This is a genomic window from Mucilaginibacter corticis (assembly GCF_007558865.1).
Lineage (GTDB): Bacteria > Bacteroidota > Bacteroidia > Sphingobacteriales > Sphingobacteriaceae > Mucilaginibacter > Mucilaginibacter corticis.
Window position 1 is genome coordinate 1,728,381 of the sequence record NZ_VLPK01000001.1, and the last position, 21,581, is coordinate 1,749,961.

General features: G+C 42.5%; 24 protein-coding genes. 16 read left to right on the forward strand and 8 right to left on the reverse strand.

Features of this window, described 5'->3' with window-relative positions:
• Positions 1-3: 3 nt before the first annotated feature.
• On the forward strand, positions 4-1,005 hold the full coding sequence (gene tsaD / locus FO440_RS07500) for a tRNA (adenosine(37)-N6)-threonylcarbamoyltransferase complex transferase subunit TsaD (RefSeq protein ID WP_144247574.1): 1,002 nt from the start codon (positions 4-6) through the stop codon (positions 1,003-1,005).
• Between the two features lie 109 nt (positions 1,006-1,114).
• Complete coding sequence (locus tag FO440_RS07505) at positions 1,115-1,318, forward strand: hypothetical protein (protein ID WP_144247575.1); 204 nt, start codon at positions 1,115-1,117, stop codon at positions 1,316-1,318.
• Here FO440_RS07505 and FO440_RS07510 read toward each other — a convergent pair.
• Positions 1,315-1,938: a polysaccharide deacetylase family protein gene (locus tag FO440_RS07510; protein WP_144247576.1), complete on the reverse strand. Its 624-nt coding sequence runs from the start codon at positions 1,936-1,938 to the stop codon at positions 1,315-1,317. The two genes, FO440_RS07505 and FO440_RS07510, sit on opposite strands and share 4 nt — an antisense overlap.
• A gap of 120 nt (positions 1,939-2,058) precedes the next feature.
• On the opposite strand from FO440_RS07510, the gene FO440_RS07515 reads away from it, so the two are divergent.
• The 3 genes from FO440_RS07515 (at position 2,059) to FO440_RS07525 (ending at position 6,104) form a co-directional block, all read left to right on the forward strand.
• Positions 2,059-3,504: a TolC family protein gene (locus tag FO440_RS07515; RefSeq protein WP_144247577.1), complete on the forward strand. Its 1,446-nt coding sequence runs from the start codon at positions 2,059-2,061 to the stop codon at positions 3,502-3,504.
• 21 nt (positions 3,505-3,525) lie between these two features.
• Positions 3,526-4,863, forward strand: coding sequence for an efflux RND transporter periplasmic adaptor subunit (locus tag FO440_RS07520; RefSeq protein WP_144247578.1), 1,338 nt, complete (start codon positions 3,526-3,528; stop codon positions 4,861-4,863).
• A 233-nt stretch (positions 4,864-5,096) separates the two neighbouring features.
• A complete protein-coding gene (locus tag FO440_RS07525; RefSeq protein ID WP_144247579.1) occupies positions 5,097-6,104 on the forward strand; it encodes an NAD(P)H-dependent glycerol-3-phosphate dehydrogenase in 1,008 nt (335 codons plus the stop codon).
• 46 nt (positions 6,105-6,150) lie between these two features.
• On the opposite strand, the gene FO440_RS07530 is transcribed toward FO440_RS07525, so the two are convergent.
• Complete coding sequence (locus FO440_RS07530; RefSeq protein WP_144247580.1) at positions 6,151-6,663, reverse strand: hypothetical protein; 513 nt, start codon at positions 6,661-6,663, stop codon at positions 6,151-6,153.
• A 69-nt stretch (positions 6,664-6,732) separates the two neighbouring features.
• Between FO440_RS07530 and FO440_RS07535 the strand changes: the two genes are divergently transcribed.
• Positions 6,733-7,953 (forward strand): TIGR03790 family protein, encoded by a 1,221-nt coding sequence (locus tag FO440_RS07535; RefSeq protein WP_186292594.1) that lies wholly within the window; start codon positions 6,733-6,735, stop codon positions 7,951-7,953.
• Positions 7,954-8,089: 136 nt separating this feature from the next.
• Here FO440_RS07535 and FO440_RS24355 read toward each other — a convergent pair whose 3' ends face one another.
• Complete coding sequence (locus FO440_RS24355) at positions 8,090-8,428, reverse strand: hypothetical protein (RefSeq protein ID WP_186292640.1); 339 nt, start codon at positions 8,426-8,428, stop codon at positions 8,090-8,092.
• A 13-nt stretch (positions 8,429-8,441) separates the two neighbouring features.
• Here FO440_RS24355 and FO440_RS07540 point away from each other — a divergent pair, with 13 nt between their 5' ends.
• Complete coding sequence (locus FO440_RS07540) at positions 8,442-9,530, forward strand: TIGR03790 family protein (protein ID WP_246104190.1); 1,089 nt, start codon at positions 8,442-8,444, stop codon at positions 9,528-9,530.
• A 5-nt stretch (positions 9,531-9,535) separates the two neighbouring features.
• Here the strand turns inward: FO440_RS07540 and FO440_RS07545 are convergent, their stop codons facing one another.
• Positions 9,536-10,882 carry an alpha-L-fucosidase gene (locus FO440_RS07545; protein ID WP_144247583.1) on the reverse strand — a complete coding sequence of 449 codons (1,347 nt, stop codon included), beginning with the start codon at positions 10,880-10,882 and terminating at the stop codon, positions 9,536-9,538.
• Between the two features lie 307 nt (positions 10,883-11,189).
• On the opposite strand from FO440_RS07545, the gene FO440_RS07550 reads away from it, so the two are divergent.
• A complete protein-coding gene (locus FO440_RS07550) occupies positions 11,190-11,534 on the forward strand; it encodes a hypothetical protein (protein ID WP_144247584.1) in 345 nt (114 codons plus the stop codon).
• Positions 11,535-11,876: 342 nt separating this feature from the next.
• Here the strand turns inward: FO440_RS07550 and FO440_RS07555 are convergent, their stop codons facing one another.
• Positions 11,877-13,730, reverse strand: coding sequence for a DEAD/DEAH box helicase (locus tag FO440_RS07555; RefSeq protein WP_144247585.1), 1,854 nt, complete (start codon positions 13,728-13,730; stop codon positions 11,877-11,879).
• A 145-nt stretch (positions 13,731-13,875) separates the two neighbouring features.
• Between FO440_RS07555 and FO440_RS07560 the strand changes: the two genes are divergently transcribed.
• Both FO440_RS07560 and FO440_RS25085 read left to right on the forward strand, forming a co-directional pair.
• On the forward strand, positions 13,876-14,109 hold the full coding sequence (locus FO440_RS07560) for a hypothetical protein (protein ID WP_144247586.1): 234 nt from the start codon (positions 13,876-13,878) through the stop codon (positions 14,107-14,109).
• A complete protein-coding gene (locus tag FO440_RS25085) occupies positions 14,094-14,387 on the forward strand; it encodes a type II toxin-antitoxin system RelE/ParE family toxin (RefSeq protein ID WP_144247587.1) in 294 nt (97 codons plus the stop codon). Before FO440_RS07560 ends, FO440_RS25085 begins: the two co-directional genes overlap by 16 nt.
• Here the strand turns inward: FO440_RS25085 and lspA are convergent.
• A complete protein-coding gene (gene lspA / locus FO440_RS07570; protein WP_144247588.1) occupies positions 14,384-14,896 on the reverse strand; it encodes a signal peptidase II in 513 nt (170 codons plus the stop codon). The genes FO440_RS25085 and lspA overlap by 4 nt on opposite strands.
• An 8-nt stretch (positions 14,897-14,904) precedes the next feature.
• Positions 14,905-15,372, reverse strand: a complete 468-nt coding sequence (locus FO440_RS07575) for a DUF4293 domain-containing protein (protein WP_144247589.1) — start codon at positions 15,370-15,372, stop codon at positions 14,905-14,907.
• A gap of 116 nt (positions 15,373-15,488) precedes the next feature.
• Between FO440_RS07575 and FO440_RS07580 the strand changes: the two genes are divergently transcribed.
• From FO440_RS07580 to FO440_RS07590, 3 genes are all read left to right on the forward strand, one after another.
• Complete coding sequence (locus FO440_RS07580; protein ID WP_144247590.1) at positions 15,489-16,007, forward strand: DUF892 family protein; 519 nt, start codon at positions 15,489-15,491, stop codon at positions 16,005-16,007.
• Positions 16,008-16,091: 84 nt separating this feature from the next.
• A complete protein-coding gene (gene truA, locus FO440_RS07585) occupies positions 16,092-16,883 on the forward strand; it encodes a tRNA pseudouridine(38-40) synthase TruA (RefSeq protein ID WP_222103941.1) in 792 nt (263 codons plus the stop codon).
• A 159-nt stretch (positions 16,884-17,042) separates the two neighbouring features.
• A complete protein-coding gene (locus FO440_RS07590) occupies positions 17,043-18,791 on the forward strand; it encodes an ABC transporter ATP-binding protein (RefSeq protein WP_144248232.1) in 1,749 nt (582 codons plus the stop codon).
• A 111-nt stretch (positions 18,792-18,902) separates the two neighbouring features.
• Here FO440_RS07590 and FO440_RS07595 read toward each other — a convergent pair whose 3' ends face one another.
• On the reverse strand, positions 18,903-19,094 hold the full coding sequence (locus FO440_RS07595) for a hypothetical protein (protein WP_144247591.1): 192 nt from the start codon (positions 19,092-19,094) through the stop codon (positions 18,903-18,905).
• 252 nt (positions 19,095-19,346) lie between these two features.
• On the opposite strand from FO440_RS07595, the gene FO440_RS07600 reads away from it, so the two are divergent.
• The 3 genes from FO440_RS07600 to FO440_RS07610 all read left to right on the forward strand — a co-directional run bounded on the left by FO440_RS07600 (position 19,347) and on the right by FO440_RS07610 (position 21,411).
• Complete coding sequence (locus FO440_RS07600; RefSeq protein WP_144247592.1) at positions 19,347-20,225, forward strand: cell division protein FtsX; 879 nt, start codon at positions 19,347-19,349, stop codon at positions 20,223-20,225.
• A 93-nt stretch (positions 20,226-20,318) separates the two neighbouring features.
• Positions 20,319-20,573, forward strand: coding sequence for a DUF3098 domain-containing protein (locus FO440_RS07605; RefSeq protein WP_144247593.1), 255 nt, complete (start codon positions 20,319-20,321; stop codon positions 20,571-20,573).
• A 34-nt stretch (positions 20,574-20,607) separates the two neighbouring features.
• The gene (locus FO440_RS07610; RefSeq protein WP_144247594.1) at positions 20,608-21,411 is read left to right on the forward strand and encodes an undecaprenyl-diphosphate phosphatase; all 804 of its coding nucleotides are present in this window, start codon (positions 20,608-20,610) and stop codon (positions 21,409-21,411) included.
• Positions 21,412-21,581 lie beyond the last annotated feature (170 nt).

A 21,581-nucleotide genomic window follows, 5' to 3' on the forward strand; every position in this document is an offset into this window, starting at 1 on the left:
ACCGTGCCTGTAATATTAGCCATTGAATCTTCATGCGATGATACCTCTGCCGCTGTTTGTGTGGATGGTGTTGTGTTAAGCAATGTTATTGCCAACCAAACCATACACGAAGCTTATGGCGGTGTTGTGCCCGAGCTTGCCTCGAGGGTTCATCAGCAAAATATTGTTCCGGCTGTACAACAAGCGTTACAGAGGGCAAAAGTAAGCAAAAATGATGTGGATGCGGTAGCTTTTACACGCGGTCCCGGACTTTTAGGGTCATTGCTTGTCGGTGTATCATTTGCCAAGGCCTTTGCGCTGGCAAAAAACATCCCTATTATTGAAGTTAACCACATGCAGGCGCATGTTTTGGCGCATTTTATTGGTGATAACAAGCCTTCGTTCCCTTTTTTATGCCTTACCGTATCGGGCGGGCATACCCAGATAGTTTTGGTAAAAGACTATTTTGACATGGAAGTGGTTGGCCAAACGCTGGATGATGCCGCGGGCGAGGCCATGGACAAAACCAGTAAGATACTGGGCTTGCCGTATCCCGGAGGGCCGCTGATAGATAAACACGCGCGCCTGGGTAACCCTGAAGCCTACAAATTCCCCGAGCCACAGATCCCCGGGTTTGACTTTAGCTTTAGCGGGCTAAAAACGTCGATTTTATACTTTATAAGGGATAATGTCGCTCAAAACCAGGACTTTATCGCGGAAAACATCAATGATATTTGCGCATCGGTAGAGGGACGTATCGTTAGTATATTACTAAACAAATTAAAAAAGGCCGCCGACCATTATGGTATAAAAGATATAGCTTTGGCAGGTGGGGTATCGGCCAATACCGGCTTAAGGCTTGGTTTAAAAGAAATGGGCGCCAAATACGGTTGGAACTGTTTTATCCCCGAAATGCAATACTGTACAGATAACGCAGGCATGATAGCTATAGCGGGGTACCATAAATACTTAAAAGGTGAGTTTGCCGAACAGAGCGTTGCGCCTTTGGCAAGGATGCCATTTTAGCCCCCTAACCCCCTGAAGGGGGAACAATTATTACTATTTATAATAAAGCTTATATGAAACAAATTATAATATTCACTTTTAACTCCCCCTTTAGGGGGCTGGGGGGCTTATGAGTATCCCTTCTTTAATTTTCTGGATAATATTTGTTATACCGTTAGTGGCATTTTTAGCATGGCTGATCCGCCAGGATAAACGCAAAGGCTGGATAGGTTTAATTGTGCTTGCAATTATTGTTGTTGGCGCTATTGCTTATACTATTGTGAAGAATGATGGGAAACCTACTGATAATACGGTTCAGTCAAGCGGGAATTAAAAGTCGATTGACTTAAATTTATAACCCTTATTACTCCAATATTCCATTGCTTTTGGTAACGCGTATTCCAACCTGTCAAAAGCTTTCAGACTATCATGAAAAAGTACGATATCGCCTGCAACGGTGTTTTTTATCACATTATCCAAGCATTTTTCGGGCTGCACGTCGGTATCGAAATCCGCGCTTAACACGTTCCACATTATAAGTTTCAGATCTGGTTTAGCCTGTTTCAGTAATTTAGCCTGCGATCTTTTAACGCGTCCGTAAGGTGGTCGAAAAAGGTTGCTGTCCATTAGCTTATCAGCCATTAAAAAATTATCAAGGTATGTTTGGTCGTCCGTTTCCCAGCCTTTAAGGTGGTTGTAGGTATGGTTACCTATGGCATGTCCATCAGCTTTTACCTGTTCAAATACATTAGGGTGCTTGCAGATGTTGTCGCCAATACAAAAGAACGTGGCCTTTGCATCATACTGTTTTAAAATATTTAATACAAACGGTGTAACAATGGGTATAGGTCCATCGTCAAAAGTGAGATAAATGCAGCGGCCGGCTTTGTTCAGGTCCCAGGTTAATTGGGGATACATCAGCTTAAGCAACCAGGGAGTTTTAACCAGGTACATTTATCAGTTTAGAGATTTTAAGAGTGAGATTTAAAAAAAATCACTTAATTAGTATTTTATCAGCAAGCTCAAATCTACCAATCTCAAGGCTAACATCTCAATTATTGTACGAATAAGTTTATGACGAAAAATAGATCAAGCCTGTTAAGGGTTTTAAGTATCCTGCTTACTATGGTAGTAAGTTTTAAGGCTAGCGCGCAGGAAAAAATAACCCTGCAAATGGCGGTAGACCGTACGCTTGCTAATAACCTTACCATTAAACAGGCGCAGGTTACTGAAGCATTGGGCAGTGCCGATTTGCAACAGGCAAAAAACAATTTATTGCCTAGCTTAAATGCCAGCACACAAGGTGGTTATTACTTTGGACGCAGCCAGGTAGCAGGTGCTTTTACTTATACTTCATCTACCTCATTAAATATTAATGGCGATGCACAGTTACAATTTACATTGTACCAGGGCGGGCAGTTACGCAACCAGATTATCCAGAATAAGCTATTACTTGATGTAAATAAAAGCAATACCAACAAGATCAAGAATGACCTGGTACTAAATGTAGTAACCGATTACCTGCAGATATTAACCAATCAGGACCTGGTAACAGCCGCTAAACAACAAATTGACTTGGCTAATCAAACCCTCGAAAAGTCAAATATCAGCTTTAAGGTGGGTAACCAAACCCTGGCAGATCTTTCGCAGGCTAAGGCGCAGCTATCAACCGCAAATTTAAACCTGACTACCGCGCAGAACCAGCTTGATCTATCCATATTGATATTAAAACAATATATGGAGATGAACCCATATACGGACATTATTGTTGAGCGCCCCGACATCAGCAAGCTGACCGATATTAAAACAGTCTATGACGCTACCGAGGTGATCAAAACCGCCTTAAACATCAATCCGGATATCCACCTGGCAGAGGCACAACAGAAGACTTACGCACAGGCCATTAAGTTGGCTAAGGGATATTATTATCCGACGGTTAGCCTGTATGGTGGTTTGGCTTCCAGCTATTCGAATCAATTAAATAGAAAATTAATCGGCGCGACTGTACCTGCGTATGAACAGATAGGTGTAGTGCAGGGTACAACCACAGCGGTATTATCACCGATACCTGTTTCACAACCCATATATGGGCCCTATTCAGCTTTCAACCAAATTGGCGATAACTTTAACCAAAGTATTGGCCTTAGTATCCAGATACCGATATTTAATAAGTTCAGCAATAATACCGCGGTTAAAAAGGCGCAACTGAATTTACAAAGCGCGCAATTGAATACACAGATTGCCAAAAATAATTTAAGCAAGACCATTATTCAGGCGGTGCTTGATTTGCAATCGGCAGAGAAACAGTACCAGTCGGCATTGCAAACTTACCAAGCAAATAAAGATGCCTTGAATGTTACCAAGCAACGGTATGATGTAGGTTTGGTAAACTCGCTTGATTACAATACGGCTGTTACCAATTTTAACAAATCAGAAAACGATATGATCGAGGCCAAGTATAGTGTCGTGTTCAGAAGCAAAATAATTGACTATTACCTGGGTAATACCATAACACTTTAAATAAAAAATCCTGAAACCATCATGGGAAAAACTACAAAATATATTCTGATAGGCGTTGGCATAGTGATCGTCTTGCTGCTTATAGGCAAGTTTACGGGGCTGATAGGCAAGTCTGATAAAACACAGGTTGCAACAGAAAAAGCTGCCGAACGCGATATTAACGAAACCGTATCTGCCAGCGGAAAGATCAAACCACACGTTGAGGTAAAGATCAGCCCCGAGGTATCGGGCGAGGTGGTTGAGCTGCCTATTAAAGAAGGCGATGTGGTTAAAAAAGGCCAACTGATCTGTAAGATCAGGCCTGATATTTTAAAATCGGGCTATGAAAGGGCCGTGGCATCTTACAACTCGCAAAAAGCCAGTGTAGGTAACTCAAGCCAGATGTTAAAACAAGCCGAAGCCACTTATACCAACCAAGCTGCTATTTATAAACGCAGTAAAGAACTATACGACAATAAAGTGCTTACCGCTGCCGAGTTTGATAATGCTAAGGCCAGTTATGATGGTGCTAAGGCTGCCTTAGAGGCTGCAAAGCAAAATGTTATAGGCTCGCAATATGGGTTGGCACAATCGTCGGCCAGTGTTAAAGAGGCGCAGGATAATTTGTACAAGACAACTATTTATTCGCCTGTTGACGGGGTTGTTTCCAAGCTGTCGATAGAAAAAGGCGAGCGTGTTTTAGGTACTGCCCAGTTTGCCGGTACCGAGATCATGACCATATCTGACCTGAGCCAGATGGATGTGAACGTGGATGTAAACGAGAACGACATTAACCGCATTGTAATTGGCGATTCGTCAAAGATCGAAGTAGATGCTTTCCTGGGTAAGAAATTTAACGGGGTGGTTACAGAGATCGGCAGTTCGGCTAACGTGGTAGGTACTACAGCCGACCAGGTAACCAACTTTACCGTTAAGGTACGGATCGACCCAAAATCATATAATGACCTGTTGAAAAAGACCAGCACTAACCCATCGCCGTTCCGCCCGGGTTTGACTGCCACGGTCGATATCAATACCAATCATACCAGGGCGTTGTCTGTGCCGATACAGTCGGTTACCACGCGCGAGGATAAAAAGCCGGATGCGAACAGTAATTCGGCAAAAAACAATGTTAAGACAGCAAACAGCGCGGTGGCTAAAGAGTACGTGTTTATTTACAGCGCAGGTAAAGTTAAACAGGTGCAGGTAACCACCGGTATCCAGGACGATATGTATATACAGGTATTGACCGGCCTTAAAGCCGGCGACGAAGTGGTATCTGCCCCATACCCGGCCATTTCTAAAACATTAAAGGATGGCGCCGAGGTTGAAAAAGTAGATAAATCAAAACTGTTTACCGATAATAAGGACGGTAAGTAGATGTGCAGACGCGTGGATGTGCGGATATGCAGATAAGATAATGATGAGGCTGACCGATAGTTGGCCTTTTTTAATACCGGGCTGTCACCCTGAGGCACTCGAAGGGTGAGCGCAAAGGCCTGCCCGCATGTTTCGATAGCCTCAACATGACACCCCTCGTTTCATAACACATTTGCATATCTGCACATCAACCTTAACTTTGTGCTGCCAGTAAGCCTGGCGATAATTATTTGATGCAAGATAAAAACAACAAAATACTGGTTGTTGGCGGGGGTAGCTGGGCTACGGCCAATATTAAAATGCTTACCGATAACACCACCCCGAAAGAGATTTTTTGGTGGATGCGTAACCCGCAAACGGTTGAGCATGTGCACAAATTTGGCCATAACCCTAATTACCTGAGTTCGGTTGAAATAAAGGTGCCTGCCGCGAATGTCTCGTCAGACCTTAAAACGCTGATAGCGCAGGCGGATATTATTTTGCTGAATGTGCCCGCCGCTTTTTTGAAGGAAGCTTTAGCCGATATCACCCCGGACGATTTTGAAGGCAAGAAGATCGTATCGGCCATAAAAGGTATAGTGCCTGATGAGAACCTGATCATAGGCGAGTTTCTGAACAGGAAGTATGATATGTCGTTCAATAACTTCGCGGTGATCAGTGGGCCATGCCATGCCGAAGAAGTTGCATTAGAGAAATTATCTTACTTAACCATCGCGTCGGGTGACCCGACCCTGGCTGCCGATTTTGCCGCAATGCTGAACACTCGCTATCTTAAAACCATCGTTTCTGATGATATTTACGGTACCGAATATGCCGCGGTACTGAAAAATATCTATGCTATAGCCGGCGGCATTTGTCATGGTGTTGGCTACGGTGATAATTTCCAGGCGGTGCTCATCTCGAACGCTATCCGCGAGTTAATGCGCTTTGTTGACGCCGTACACCCTATTACCCGCGATATTAAGGAGTCGGCCTACCTGGGCGATCTGCTGGTTACCGCTTACTCGCAGTTTAGCCGTAACCGTACCTTTGGTAATATGATAGGGAAGGGCTACACTGTTACCTCGGCACAGTTAGAAATGAACATGATTGCCGAGGGGTACTACGCCGTAAATTGCCTGCACGAGGTTAATAAACAATATAACGTAAGCATGCCCATAGTTGAGGCGGTTTATGCCATATTATATCAGAAACGCTCGCCGGCAAGCGAAATGAAAAAGCTGGCCGAACAGCTAAATTAAGATATTATCGGTTATCATAATGATTTGTAAGCTTATAGGACTATCACTACAATAACGGTGGTGGCGGAGAAAGTGTCACTTGCGTTATTTTAGTTTGAAAAATATGATGGCCCTTTAGTATTTTGATAATAAGATCAAAAGAAACGGACCGGCTAATCCCTGCAAAATCACTATTCGATGGTTCTTCGAGCCAGGTAATGTTGAATGATAATATGGATTTCAGTGCGGTTTCCATCGCTTCAAATTCATTAATGTCAATTGTTGAGTCTGCCGCTGTTAAAAAATCCACCTCTTTTATTTTTCCGTCGAATGATAACCAAAATGATGTTGAAAGTCTTTCTTTTTTATCTTCCAATTCCTGTAGCCTTTCTAAGCCCAAGGCTTGTCCAAATGCATTAGCGGTGCTTTGAAATTCAAATTTGTCGTCAATTTGATATTTTGTATGATTTGCCGGCGCATAAAACAACGTGTTCTCCATATTACTTACCCACAAATTACCAAAATCATCCGTGCGGGTATTGTAAGATGAGTGTTCTGATTTGACTATATTAGCTTCCATAATAGCTATTAGATGATACTTATAAAGATAAAGCTATTTAATTATGTACCTAACACACCTGATTTATTTATGAAAGTATATACCGTTGCCCTTTTTGTCATTTTTGGGGGGCTTACACGCATAGCTCACGCGCAAAATGGTAAGTTAACCAATAGGGTATTGGTTGTGAAAAATGTCAATAGCCCTATATCTATAGCCGTTGCAGACGATTATATGAAACGCCGCGCTGTTACCAATTCGTTAACAATCCAATGCCCTGATGGCGCTGTTAATAAGGATGCAGAAACCATTAACTACCCGGATTATGTTACCGCTATTGAAACTCCGTTGCTGGCTTATCTCAAAAAGCATCCAAATATTGATTTTATTGTTTTTACCAAGGGCGTACCTATACGGGTGCGCAATACGCCGGGTAAGCCTTATGGGGGCGTATGTGCTTTAGATAGCCGGGTGGCTACTCTTGGCTATGATAAAAGCGCCGCTTCAAGCGTGATCAATGTAAGCGATCCGGCTTATAACGCCACTTATGTTGGCACGGCCTGGGCCAATAAGTTTTTTAACAGCCAGGTTCGTTTTAGCCATAAAGCCTTTGGCGGTTACCTGGTAACGCGACTTGATGGTTATACCCAGGCCGATGCCATGGCCGTCACTACGCGATCATTAGCGGCAGAAAAGAATTTAAAGGACGGAATTAAAAACGAAGGGCCTATCCTGCTGGACGCCTGTTCTGATTTTGGATATCCTAACAGGGCGGCGCAACCTTATACACTGATCCCGACAGGTTATAAACCGGGGCAAAGTATCGCCATTATTAAAGAAAGCGCCTACGGCGAATATAATTCGGATATGAGTGTAGCGTACAATTACCTCAGATCAAAAAATATCCCGGCGCTGTATGATACTACGGTTAACTTTATTGGCGGTAAGAAAAATCTTGCAGGCTACATTTCATGGGGCAGTAACGATACCCATTACCAGGCCACTGCGTACAATACCCTGAACTTTGCACCGGGCGCGCTTGCCGAAACAGCGGTGTCTACCAGCGCGCGGACATTTTTGCCAACCACAGGCGGGCAGTCGTTAATTGAGGACCTTGTTGCGCAGGGCATAACCGGCGTTAAAGGTTATACCGACGAGCCATTATTGCAAGGCATAGCTTCGCCAAGTATCCTGTTTAACCGCTATACCCAAGGCTGGACACTGGCAGAAAGTTTCTACGCCGCGTCGCGATTAGAGGGCTGGATGGGCATAGTAATAGGCGACCCGATATGTAGGGCGTACGGAGAATGAGAAGATAATTGAATTTTATTGTTTATTCAGAGATTCAGTTTTTATATATCTTCAATCTGGTTTAATAAGCTCTACAAGAGCTAGCGAAAATATTTTTGTAGTTTTTAAAATGAATTGGATTAAAAGTGCAAAATAATTACTTCCATTTTGTGCTTTTATAGATGCCTCCTAACACATATATCAAATGCTTCCTCTGTCGCTCCCGCAAGCGTTCTCGCCTGTGGCGGCGTGCAGCTATAAGATTATTATAATTATTGTTAGTTTTATAAATGTAAGTTTCAAGAAAAACAATAATAATGTAGTGTATGCAAACTAAAATTTTATTATTTCTCCTCGCATCTTTAACGATGTCATGTTCAAAGCAGCATTCAAGTTCAAAAGCAACTGCACCTGCAACTGGAACTGAGCAAAACCCGTCACTAATTAGTAGAGTTTTAGTGGTAAAAAATGCAAATAGCCCTATTTCCGTCGCCATAGCAGATGACTATATGAAACGCCGTGGGGTTACCAATTCTATAAGTATCAATTGTCCGGATGGCGCTGTAAGCCAGTATCGGGAAACTATTGCTTATCCTGATTATGTTACCGCTATCGAAACGCCGTTACTGGCTTATCTTAATACCCATAGTAATATTGATTTTATTGTTTTTACCAAAGGTGTACCCATGAGGATAAGTAATGTGCCGAATAAGCCTTATGAGGGTGACTGTTCGTTAGATAGCCGGGTGGCCACCCTTGGCTACGAAAAAAACGCAGCCTCAAGTGTGGTTAATGTGAGTGACCCCAATTATGGCTCTACTTACGTCGGGACAGCCTGGGTCAATAAATTTTTTAACAGCGAAACCCGGTTCAGCCATAAAGCCTTTGGCGGTTATATGGTTACCCGGCTTGATGGCTACACGCTGGCCGACGCTATCGCCGTCACCACGCGTTCATTAGCGGCAGAAAATAATTTGAAGAACGGAGTTAAAAACGAGGGCCAGATCTTGCTGGATGCCTGTTCTGATTTCGACTTTCTGAATAAGGCCGCACAGCCATACACTTTACTTCCGGCAAATTATAAGCCAGGCCAAAGCCTCACAATTGTAAAAGAAAGTGCTTATGGCGAATATAATTCAGACATGGGTGTAGCTTATAATTATCTCAAATCAAAAAATATCCCTGTACTGTATGATACTACGGCTGATTTTATTGGCCATAAAAATAACCTTGCCGGTTATGTTTCATGGGGCAGTAATGACGGTCATTATAGCGCGGCCAATTACAATTCACTATATTTTTCACCCGGGGCCATTGCAGAAACTGCGGTATCTACCAGTGCACGTACATTGTTACCAACTACCGGCGGGCAATCGCTGATTGAAGACCTTGTAGCGCAGGGCGTAACCGGCGTTAAAGGCTATACCGACGAGCCCTTATTGCAGGGGATAGCCTCGCCAAGCATCTTATTTAACCGCTACACCCGTGGCTGGACCCTGGCCGAAAGTTTCTACGCCGCGTCGCGCTTAGAAGGCTGGATGGGCATAGTAATTGGCGATCCGATATGTACGGCGTATGCTTCTTCGTCAAACAAATAACTGATCTACGAAACCACTATTGGCGCACCGCCGATCATTTCTTTTGATGCATTGTCGCCCAGTTCAAGTGTAATGATGGTATCGATATTGTCTTGCTGGGCGGGTGGTAAAGTGATAGTTAAGTATTTACCATCACGTGTAAGTGCCGGTTTGTTTTGCGGATTGGTAAGGTTGCCGCATTTTAAAATTTTAGCTTTCAAATCAGGTAAGCGTAATTGATTACCGTTCCATTTGGCAATGTGCAGGTACACTTTGTTCTCTTTAAAGGTAGCGCCGCCCCACTGGTCGTTTTTATACGGTCCGCCTTTAGTACCATAAATACTTTCCCCATATTTTTTTAACCAGGTACCCATCTCTGTTAACCTGTTGGCCTGGTCGGCAGGAATGATCCCGGTTGCGTCTGGGCCTACATCCAGTAAAAGATTACCGTCGCCGGTAGCGCAATTGATAAGCCCTTTAATGCATTCTTCATAAGAGCGGATCTTACCATCCGGGCGATAAGACCAGCCGCCGCCATCGGGCGTTGCCACAATAGACATACAGCTTTCCCATGGGCGTGTATTTTGAAAGCTGCCTATGTTTTGTTCAGGGGTGTCCCAATCGCCAACGTAGGGTGCCGGCTGTTTATTATAGTCACCAAGTACGGCAAGCCTGTTATTCATAACAATGTTGGGTTGTAGTTTTTTCACCAGGTCAAATGTTTCGCTTATGTTCCAGAAATTTACCAGGTCGCCTTTGCCATAACTATCCCACCAAATAATGTCAACCTTGCCATAGTTGGTCAGCAGTTCTTTCACCTGGCCGTTCATGTAGCTTACATATGCTTTGTTATCACCAATGCCATATTGTGGATTATGCCAATCGCGCGGCGAATAATAGATGCCAAACTTAATACCGGCTTTGTGGCAGGCATCGGCTAACTGTTTTATAACATCTTTTCCATAAGGAGTATGCATGATCGAATAGCCGGTAAGTTTGGTGTCCCACATACAAAAACCACCATGATGCTTTGCGGTGAAAACTATATATTTCATACCTGCCGCTTTTGCCAGGTTAACCCATGCGGTCGCATTAAAGCTTGTCGGGTTAAATTTTTCATACAGATGATCATAAACGGGATCTTCTACATAACCTGCCGGATCACCGAAAATATCTAAAGGTTTTGATCCTTTACGCGACCAGCTGATCTCTGTACCGGCAATGCTCGACATATCCCAATGGATAAACATACCAAACCGGGCATCTGTAAACCATTTTAATTGTTGCTTTTCTGTTGCAGCAGTGCTGTTTTGTCCTTTTGCTGTAAGCGATACGGATATCAGAATGATCAAAAATGCGGTGATTTTTTGCATAACAACTCCTTGTAGATTTATTGGCTGTAATAATTGGATAGATAAATAAACGAATAAATTATTAATAATCACCTCATTGATCGCACGAAACCGGAAAATTAGCGATGAGAGATTGGCTGTGGTTTAGGGGATAAGATCTCTTAAAAAGTCGCAGGTATATAGCAATCACAATAGGGCAAGTGTAGCATGTTTTAATTAAACACTGATTAAAAAAATATACACTCTAACAGTAATAGGTTAAAATACAACTGTAAAAATCTATTGGCAGTAAAATTGTAATACAAAGCCTACACAACAAACAATACCCATGAAAACTAAAAATAAATTCACAATCGCTTTATTGTCTGCAGGGATCTTCTCTGTGACATTGGTAAATGCCCAGGATCATAGCGTGGGTCATAAAATTGGTAGTGCCGCAAAAGATGCGGGCCATGCAACCGCAGTAGCTGCAAAAGATGTAGGCCATAAAACATCAGAAGTAAGTGTAAAAGGCGCCGCCGCCGTTACCGGTAAAAGGTATAAAAACCACTGGGCGCCAACCGGCGAATTGGTATATATTGACAAGCATTCGCGCTATTATTATGTTGATAAACGCGGTCATTATCAATACCTGAAAAAATCTGAATTAAGAACTAAACCTTTAAAACACTAAAAGGTCATATACACACAAACTACCATCTGCATTATGAAAACATATGCATTAATAGCCGTGCACGTACTTACTGCTATCTTGCTTTTAAGTATGTCGTAATTTAAAGGATTTGACGAAAGTCAAAATAAAGATCAAAAACCGGTTTTCACAATTGTTCGCCGGCTTTTGGTCTTTTTTTGTTTACGATAATTACTCCCAAAACAAAAGCCCCTCCGATTAATCGAAGAGGCCCTGTAACTAAAACTAAACTAAAAACTATTTTTTTGAGTGATCAGAGGTTAGTTAATCAGAGATTAGTCAAATTGGGTCTAACTAATCTCTGATCTCTAATCACAAATTAACTTAAAACCTGCGTCTGCGTTCCGGGCGATCTTCACGGCGTTTGCCTGAAAAATCGCGGAAACCGGCGTTGTTAGGATTGCTGTTACCTCTGTAACCGCCTTCGCGACGCTCGCCACCACCACCACCACTACGGTTGTAGCCACCGCCACCTTCGCGACGTTCGCCACCACGGTAACCGCCTTCACGACGGTCGCCACCACTACGGCTGGTGCTTGTACCTTCGCCTGATACTTCTATCCTTACTTCACGGCCTTTAAATTCAACACCTTTAAAAGCTTCCATCACTTTTGCAGACTCATCATTAGGTACTTCAAAGAAAGAGTAAACACCCTTAACATCTATTTTACCTACTGTACGGCCGCTAATTTTGGCATTGTTGCAAATGTAACCTAACAGGTCGCCACGGTTAAATTCATCAACAGAACCTAAGTTTATAAATAAACGGGTATATTCTGATTTGCCGCCAAAATCACGTGGTGCGCGATCTCCGCGTTCGCCACGGTCACGGTCAAAACGACCTTCTTCAACAGGAGCGTTCAGATCAGGCGCGTTTTTGTAATAATCTAAGAAGCGGTTAAACTCGATAGATGCAAAACGTTTAATGAAATCTTCTTTAGTAAGATCTTTAAACTCTTCCATAATGCGCGGAAGATATTGTTCTATCTGCTGCTCATTAACCTCAACGTCATGTATTTTATGTACGATAGAGAATAATTGTTTTTCGCAAACGTCAAAACCTGTAGGGATATCAGCTTTAACAAATTTTTTGCCTATGCTTCTTTCTATTTGGCGGATCTTGCCTAATTCTTTAGCGTTGATGATAGAGATAGATACACCTGTTTTACCGGCACGTGCTGTACGGCCACTACGGTGGGTGTAATTCTCAACCTCGTCAGGTAATGAATAGTTAATAACGTGTGTTACGTCGTTAACGTCAATACCACGTGCGGCAACGTCAGTAGCAATTAATAATTGCAGGTTACGCTCGCGGTAGCGTTTCATTACTTTATCGCGTTGTTGTTGTGACAGGTCACCGTGTAATGAATCGGCATTGTAACCATCTTTCATTAACGCTTCGGCAATGTCCTGAGTTTCGATCTTGGTACGGCAAAATACAATACCAAAGATATCGGGGTTAAAATCAACAATGCGTTTAAATGCGGCGTACTTATCACGGGCACGTACAATGTAGTACTCGTGCTCAATGTTAGCGTTGCCGGTGTTTTTAGTACCCATGGTAAGCTCAAACGGCTCATTCATGTACTTTTTAGCTATGCGCCTAACTTCGGCCGGCATAGTTGCAGAAAACAACCATGTTTTCTTGGTTTCCGGTGTAGTAGACAGGATACTGTCAATATCTTCCTGAAAGCCCATATTGAGCATTTCATCAGCTTCATCCAATACTACAAATTTTACCTGTGTAAAATCAATAGCCTTACGGTTGATGATATCAAGCATACGGCCAGGTGTAGCAACAACAATTTGTACACCACGACGGATCTGGCGTAACTGGTCAGAAATACTGGCTCCGCCATAAACGGCAACAACGTTAACGTTGTCCATTTTTTTGGAGTAGTTCTTTATGTCATTAGCAATTTGCAAGCAAAGCTCGCGTGTTGGGCATAAAACAAGTGCCTGTGGATGATTTTCTTCGAAATCCAACAGTTCTAATAGTGGCAGGCCAAAGGCAGCAGTCTTACCGGTCCCGGTTTGGGCTAATCCGACAAAATCGTTGCTGCCTGTTAACAATACCGGGATTGACTGTTCCTGGATTGGTGTAGGGTTTTCGAACCCTAACTCAGAGATGGCATTAACAATATCATGACGGATTCCCAGATTTAAAAATGGGTTCATGATTTAAAATAACGTATTTGGCTACATCGCCAAATCGGGCGCAAAGGTAGGGTTTATTATTGAGTATTGCAAGTGTGCATTATGTTTAAAAAAATAGGTTTGTGAAAGAAGTTTTTTTAATTTTATGTTTAATAGATAAGTTGTTATGGATATTCAGGCTGAAAAATTAGATTTAATAAGGTGGCTTACGGAAGTGACTGAACCATCGGTAATTAAAAGTTTTATAGCTTTAAAAGAAAAAGAGCAGAACGATTGGTGGGATGATATAAGCGAAATAGAAAAAGAACAAATTGCAGAAGGCTTGGCTCAGGCCGATAGGGGCGAGGTAATACCTCATAAAGAAGTGATGGCTAAATATCAAAAATGGCTTTCGAAATAGTCTGGACCAAGCGGGCTGTAAAGGGATACGATAACATAATAAATTATCTCGAAAGTAATTGGTCGGACAGAGAGATTTCAAGATTTGTAATTGAAACCAATAGGTTTTTTGAAAGCTTGATGCTGCATCCCGAGTTATTAAGGAAGTCTGTCAGGCACAAAAATCTTCACAGAGGCCCAATAAATCCGCTTACGATATTAACCTATCGTATCAAACCACGCAAAAAGCAAATCGAACTTATTAATATCAGGGGCGCTAGACAAAAGCCGTTGCCCTAAACATTATCCGGCTTTAACAGCCCTTTATTCTTACTGTTATAAACAATAAATAAACCGATAACACCTGCGGTAATATACATATCGGCTACGTTGAAAATGCCGGTGCGGAGGTCGCTGATACCCATGTTCATGAAATCGGTCACGTGGCGATCGTACGCAATGCGGTCGATGATATTGCCAAGCCCGCCGGCTATGATCAGTGTAAAAAGAAATAATTTAAACGTGGTAAAGTTGTTGATCTGCCTGATCACGTAAATAAATAATGCGATCATTATTAACAACGGCACTATGCTTAGCAGCCAAAAACTTGCGGCTTTGGGTAAGTCGTCGCCAAAGCTTAGGGCCGCGCCGGTATTCTCTACATACTCAAAACGAAAGGTATCATGAAAGTATGATTTAGGCTCTGCATACATTAAATGTTCTTTGGCCAGTTGCTTGGTTATACGGTCTATACCAATAAACGCCACGCACGTAAGGCTGAACAGTACTATTTTTTGCCAGGTTTTCATATTGGAAATTAACGCAGTCTGTCAGCAGAACGTACCAGCTTCTCGTCTTTTTGTATGGATTTTTGCGCCAGTACGATCAATAGCAGGCTTAATGAGAGTAAAATAATGCCGATACCGAAATTACTCATATTAACATAAGCGGTACCAATAACATTCTTAACCGCCTGCGACACCCAGTAGCTATACCCAATTATAATCAGTAATAAGCCATAGCAAAAGTAGATCTGCTTTTTGCGGTTCTTGTAAAAAAAGATGGTAGCAACAGGCAATAGCGCAACTAATGCCGTGCCTATGCTAAGCAGTGTGAAGAAATCCGTGTGGACGGATTGCCCGTTCACATCCTGGAAAATGCCTGTTACCATAATGGTTACCGGCTTACCGTTTACATAAACGCCGTGTACCAGCGGAAAAAGAAACAGGGCCGCCAATACCAGCCCGGCAAATAAAAGATATATAGTTTGGATACGTTGTAACATGATAGATAAAATATGTGGCAAATATAATTGCGGCTTTTGATATAATTATCATGCAGGCAGTACATTATTATATTATAAATAAAATCGTAGCTTTAGGGTACTAATTAGTACAGTACATGGCCGATACCCCTGGAGCTTCAATCTCTCCGAAAGATGTGAAGATTGAAGACAATCACCTGAAACGAATTTTTCTTGAACATTTAAACGGCATTTACTTCGGTAAACAGCACCTGCTTGAATTTTTTAACGAGATCGAAATAATCGCGTCGCTGCAGCAGTTAAAATTAGCTGTTGACGAGTTGCGCAACGACACCAATAACCAGATCCTGCAGATGGACGAGATCTACCGGTCTGTCCATAGTGCGCCCGCAAAAACAAGTGTGCTGGGGATGAAAGCCATGACGCTGGAAGCCTATTTGTCGGTCATAAAATCAGGCAAGACACCCGCCGAACGTGATGTGTTCATCTTATTTTATATCCAGATCATTGAGGGTATTGAAGTAACCTATTTTAAAGTTTTAAAAAACCTGGCCAAATCAATCGGATATAGTAACACCTTCCTTGATCAGCCTTTTGATACGGCGGTTGAGAATAAGTTTCTGTTTGAAACTATTTACAAGGAATACATTTCTTAGAGATTAGAGGCTGGAGATCAGAGATTAGGTATAATGCTTTAACTAATCTCTGATCACTAATTAACTAATCACTATTTTTGCCCGATGGCAAAAATGAGGCGCTACTTTATTGAACTCTCTTACGACGGTACCAACTACCATGGCTGGCAAACACAGCCTAATGCGGTTACTGTGCAGGAGGTATTGGATAAAGCGCTATCGACCGTGTTGCGTGAGCCTATTGAAACGGTTGGTTGCGGCCGTACGGATACCGGGGTACATGCTAAAGAGTTTTTCGCGCATTTTACCCCCCAGCCCCCTGAAGGGGGAGCTTTTGACGGGCATGTTTTGACTACAATGGATCGTAGTTTAAATTCGATCCTGCCTCGTGATATTGCTGTAAAGAATATTTTTGAAGTAGATGACGAGATGCATGCGCGCTTTAGCGCCACGCTGCGCTCATATCAATATCATATCCATTTTAATAAAGATCCGTTTAAAAATAATTACTCGTGGTTGCTGCGTGATGAGCCAGATCTGGAACTGATGAACCAGGCGGCTAAGATCATGATGGAATATACCGATTTTAGCTGTTTCAGCAAATCAAATACGCAGGTTAAAACCAACAACTGCAAAATAAACAGGGCCGAATGGTTAAAGACCGATGATGGCAGTATCATCTTCCATATCTCGGCAGATCGCTTTTTGCGTAACATGGTACGAGCTATAGTGGGCACCTTACTTATGGTGGGCAGGCAAGAGATGGCCCCCGAAGCGGTACGAAATATCATTGAAAGCAAAAATCGCAGCAATGCCGGCACTTCTGTACCTGCATGCGGGTTATATTTAACGGAGGTGAAGTATCCGCCCCCTAACCTCCTAAAGGGGGAACAATAGTTACAAGTTTGAATTGTTTTAAAATTAAGCACTACCTTTGATTTAGTGAGCGACGATAAAGAAAAAGATCCTAAAAAAGATACTTCAAAAGTACCCCCTTCAGGGGGCGGAGGGGGCGTAACCGGTAAGGCATTCGACTGGAAATTACTTAAACGGGTAATGCATTACGTTAAGCCGTATAATACCACGTTTGTGGTGTCCGCGTTTTTAACCGTGTTTTTGGCCGTAAGTGCCCTGGCCCAGCCTATCCTGATCAAACAAACGCTTGACGATCATATCATGCTGAATGATTATAACGGCCTGCTGTTTATGGTCGAGCTGATGATCGGCCTGCTGATTATCCAAACTGTGGCCCAATATTATCAAACGTACTTAACCAACGCGCTTGGCCAGTCGGTGATCCGTGATCTGCGGATAGATATTTTTAATCATATCACCAGTCTGCGTTTAAAGTACTTTGACCGTACCCCGATAGGTATGCTGATTACCCGCACGGTTTCTGACCTGGAAACCATTGCCGATATTTTCTCGGAAGGATTGATATCCATTATCGGCGATTTGCTGCTGGTGTTTGTGGTTATTATTTATATGCTGGTGCAGGATTGGAAGCTGGCGCTGATCACCCTGATACCAATGCCGTTTTTGTTTGCATCAACTTACGTTTTTAAAGAGGCTATTAAATCGTCTTTCCAGGAGGTGCGTACACAGGTTGCGCATTTGAATACTTTTTTAGCCGAGCATATCTCGGGCATCAGCATCATTCAAAACTTTGCACGCGAAGAGCAGGAGATGCGCAAGTTTAAAGCTGTCAACTTAAAATATAGGGATGCCAACATTCGGTCTAACTGGTATTACTCTATATTTTTCCCGGTGGTCGAGATCTTGTTTGCCTTGTGTATTGGTTTGTTAGTTTGGTATGGCTGCAAACGCATCCTGTCCGACCAGCAGCTGGCGTCGCTGTCTGCATCAAATAAAATTATTACGCCCGGTGTAATAACCGAGTTTATTTTATTGCTGAATATTCTGTTCCGTCCTATCCGCCAGCTGGCAGATAAATTTAATACGCTGCAAATGGGTATGGTTGGTGCCGACAGGATCTTTAAAGTTTTAGATACTGATGAAGTAGCCGTTAACACCGGTACGTTAAGACCGGAAAGGTTACATGGCGAAATAGCTTTTAAAAATGTATGGTTTGCTTATAATGATGAAAATTGGGTGCTAAAGAACATCAATTTCCATGTAAAGCCCGGCGAAACTTTGGCGCTGGTGGGTGCTACCGGCGCAGGTAAATCATCTACCATAAACATCCTGAACCGTTTTTATGAGATAGGGAAGGGTGAAGTGGAGGTTGATGGCGTAAACATCATGAAATATGATGTGAACTATCTGCGTTCGCAAATTGCAACGGTGATACAGGATGTGTTTTTGTTTACAGATACCATTGCTAACAACATCAGCCTGAATAATGAACAGATAAACCGTGAGCAGATCATCGCGGCAGCAAAAGATGTGGGCGCGCATGACTTTATTGAGCGCCTGCCCGGCGGTTATGATTACAATGTGATGGAACGCGGTGCTACCTTATCTGCCGGACAGGCACAGCTGATCTCCTTTATCCGCGCGCTGGTTTATGACCCCGCAATTTTAGTATTGGACGAGGCTACTTCATCCGTAGATACAGAAACCGAAATATTGATCCAAAACGCCATTAACAAGCTGATGCAAGGCCGTACGGCCATAGTTATCGCTCACCGTTTGTCGACCATCCAAAACGCCGACAAGATCATCGTATTGGATCACGGCGAGATCAAAGAAATGGGTACTCACCAGGAACTGCTGCGCATTGAACACGGCTACTACCGCAAACTGTACGATCTGCAGTTTAACTCGACGGGGATAGCGCGTTAGTTGGCAATTTGCAGTGGGCAGTTGTCAGTTAGCAGTGAACAGTTATCAGCAGGCAATTTTACTTTGTATTAAACTTTATTAGCTGCCCACTGCAAACTAAAAACTGCCAACTCAACCCTTACCCGGCCCTACGGGTTGCTCTTCCTTTTCGTGCTTATTGGCGATGTCGCCGCCGTGCGGATTTTTTGCATCGTATTCTTTGTCGGCTGCGCGCACTTTGCTTTTGCCGCCGTTATCGTTTGGCCTGTGGGTTGGTGTATCCGCAGGCGATGCTTTATCTGTTGAGTTTGCTGGCTTTGTCATAAGGTAATAACAGGTGGCAAACGGTTTTGTTTATTAACCGGCTTGTCATTTCGAACGAGGAACGAGGAGAAATCTTTTACGCTTTACTACTAAGCACTTGTTTAAGTTTTCTCGCTATGCTTAAAATGGCAGCAAAGCCAAGATAACAAAGGCGTTAAATTATGTTAAACTCCCTCTAAAACCCAATTAATAAAATATAAACTTTTACCTTTAGGCAGGGTTTCTTAATTTCGCAGAAACTAATAGCATGCTATGGAAGAATTTGAAGTAAGCGAATCGGCAAATAAAACAAAGACCATTTACATATCAACCGTATTTGGTATAGCTATGGTATTGCTGATGATTGGTTTACTGGGCCTGATACTGGTGCATGCTAATAACCTGTCGCGTTACGTAAAAGAAAATATCGTCCTTAATATTTTTGTTGACGATGCCGCTCACGAAACCGACGTACGTCAGTTACAAACCCAACTGGAAAGTAACCCTGCTGTTAAACAGGCTATTTACGTAAGTAAAGAACTGGCCGCCCGCAATCTGCAAAAAGACCTGGGTGAAGACTTTGTGAAATTTTTGGGCTATAACCCCTTGTCTCAATCGCTGGATGTTTACCTGAATGCCGATTATGCCAATAATGCCAAGATCACTAAGTTTAAGGATCAGCTGCTAAAAAATCCATTGGTAAAAGAGGTTAAATACCAACAGTCGCTGGTCGACCAGATGAACGCCAATTTAACTTCGATCACACTGGTAATTTTAGCCTTTACCGGCATATTTGTAGTAGTATCTGTAGCGCTGATCAATAATACCATCAGGCTGGCAATTTACTCACAGCGGTTTTTAATTAAGTCGATGCAATTGGTAGGGGCGACTAAAGGATTTATCCGCAAGCCGTTTTTATTATACGGATTATGGCATGGTTTGTTAGGCGGCTTAATTGCCGTAATTATATTGGTAGGCACATTGTACCTGGCTAATGTAGAGATACCCGACCTGGTGATATTGCAAAACCGTACCGAGTTTGGTATTGTGTTTTTAGGCGTAATCGGTCTCGGTATATTTATATCAGCCTTTAGCACCTACCTTGCGGTAAACAAATTTTTAAGATTAAAAATATACGATTTATACAGATAAGCGGTCAATGATTTCGGATTTCGGAAGTTCAATTTCTGATTTGTTTCAGATGTCATCGCTCAATCACTAATTCAATAATTCACTCATTAAGATATGGCAAAGACCACTCAACCGGCAGCAAAAGCAGCAACAAAAACACAGGCAACTACACCTGTTAAATTTATATTCGAAAAAAGCAATTACACCTGGTTCATCATCAGCATAGCTGTTGTGGCATTTGGTTTTGTACTGATGTCTGGCACTACTGATATTTACAGCACTACCAAAATAGTTATAGCCCCGATAGTTGTATTGGCCGGTTTCGGTATTGGATTTTACGCTATCTTGAAAAAGCCCGAGACGAAGTAGTATTTTATAGCTTTACCACAAACCTTACCCCACAATGAATATTATTCACGTAATCGTCCTTGCAATAATTGAAGGACTGACCGAGTTTTTGCCGGTGTCGTCAACAGGGCACCTGGTAGTTGCCAGTGCTTTAATGGGCATAGGCAAAGACGAATTTGTTAAACTTTTTGAGATCGTTATCCAGTTAGGCGCTATCCTGGCGGTAGTGGTGTTATATTTTAAAAGATTTTTTCGCTCTATTGATTTTTATGTAAAGCTGGTCATTGGCGTTATCCCTGCGGTGATCTTTGGGTTGCTGCTGAAAAAGAAAATAGATATGCTTTTAGAAAGCCCACTAATTGTGGCTGTTGCTTTTGTTGTGGGCGGTGTTATCCTGTTGTTTGTTGACGAATGGTTCAATAAACCAACCATTGACGACGAAAAGCAGATCTCGCATTTGACAGCGCTTAAAATCGGCTTTTTTCAATGCCTTGCCATGGTGCCGGGTGTATCGCGCTCTGGTGCTTCAATAGTTGGTGGTATGACCCAAAAGCTAAGCCGCAAGGCCGCTGCCGAGTTCTCTTTCTTTTTAGCCGTACCTACCATGTTTGGCGCGACAATAAAAGACTTGTACGATTTTTATAAACATAATACGATAAGCGCTGCCGAGATGCACCAGGACATAGTGACCTTACTAATTGGCAGTGCAATAGCATTTGTTGTGGCATTGTTAGCCATTAAATCATTCATTACATTTTTAGAGCAAAAAGGCTTTAAGCTTTTCGGTTTTTACCGCATACTTGCAGGCATAGTTATTATTATATTGTACTATTCTACAAACGTACTGCACACAGTTTAAGACACTTATAAAAATATTGAAAGAGCGCCTTGTTGTAAAACAGGCGCTCTTTTTTATGCGTAACCATGTGTATGTAACAAACGTGTTATGTGTACAATAAGCTACAATTTTTTTGTTCGGCACAACGTTTGTATACTGTTATTCAACAACACGATCTAACGTAATGTGCT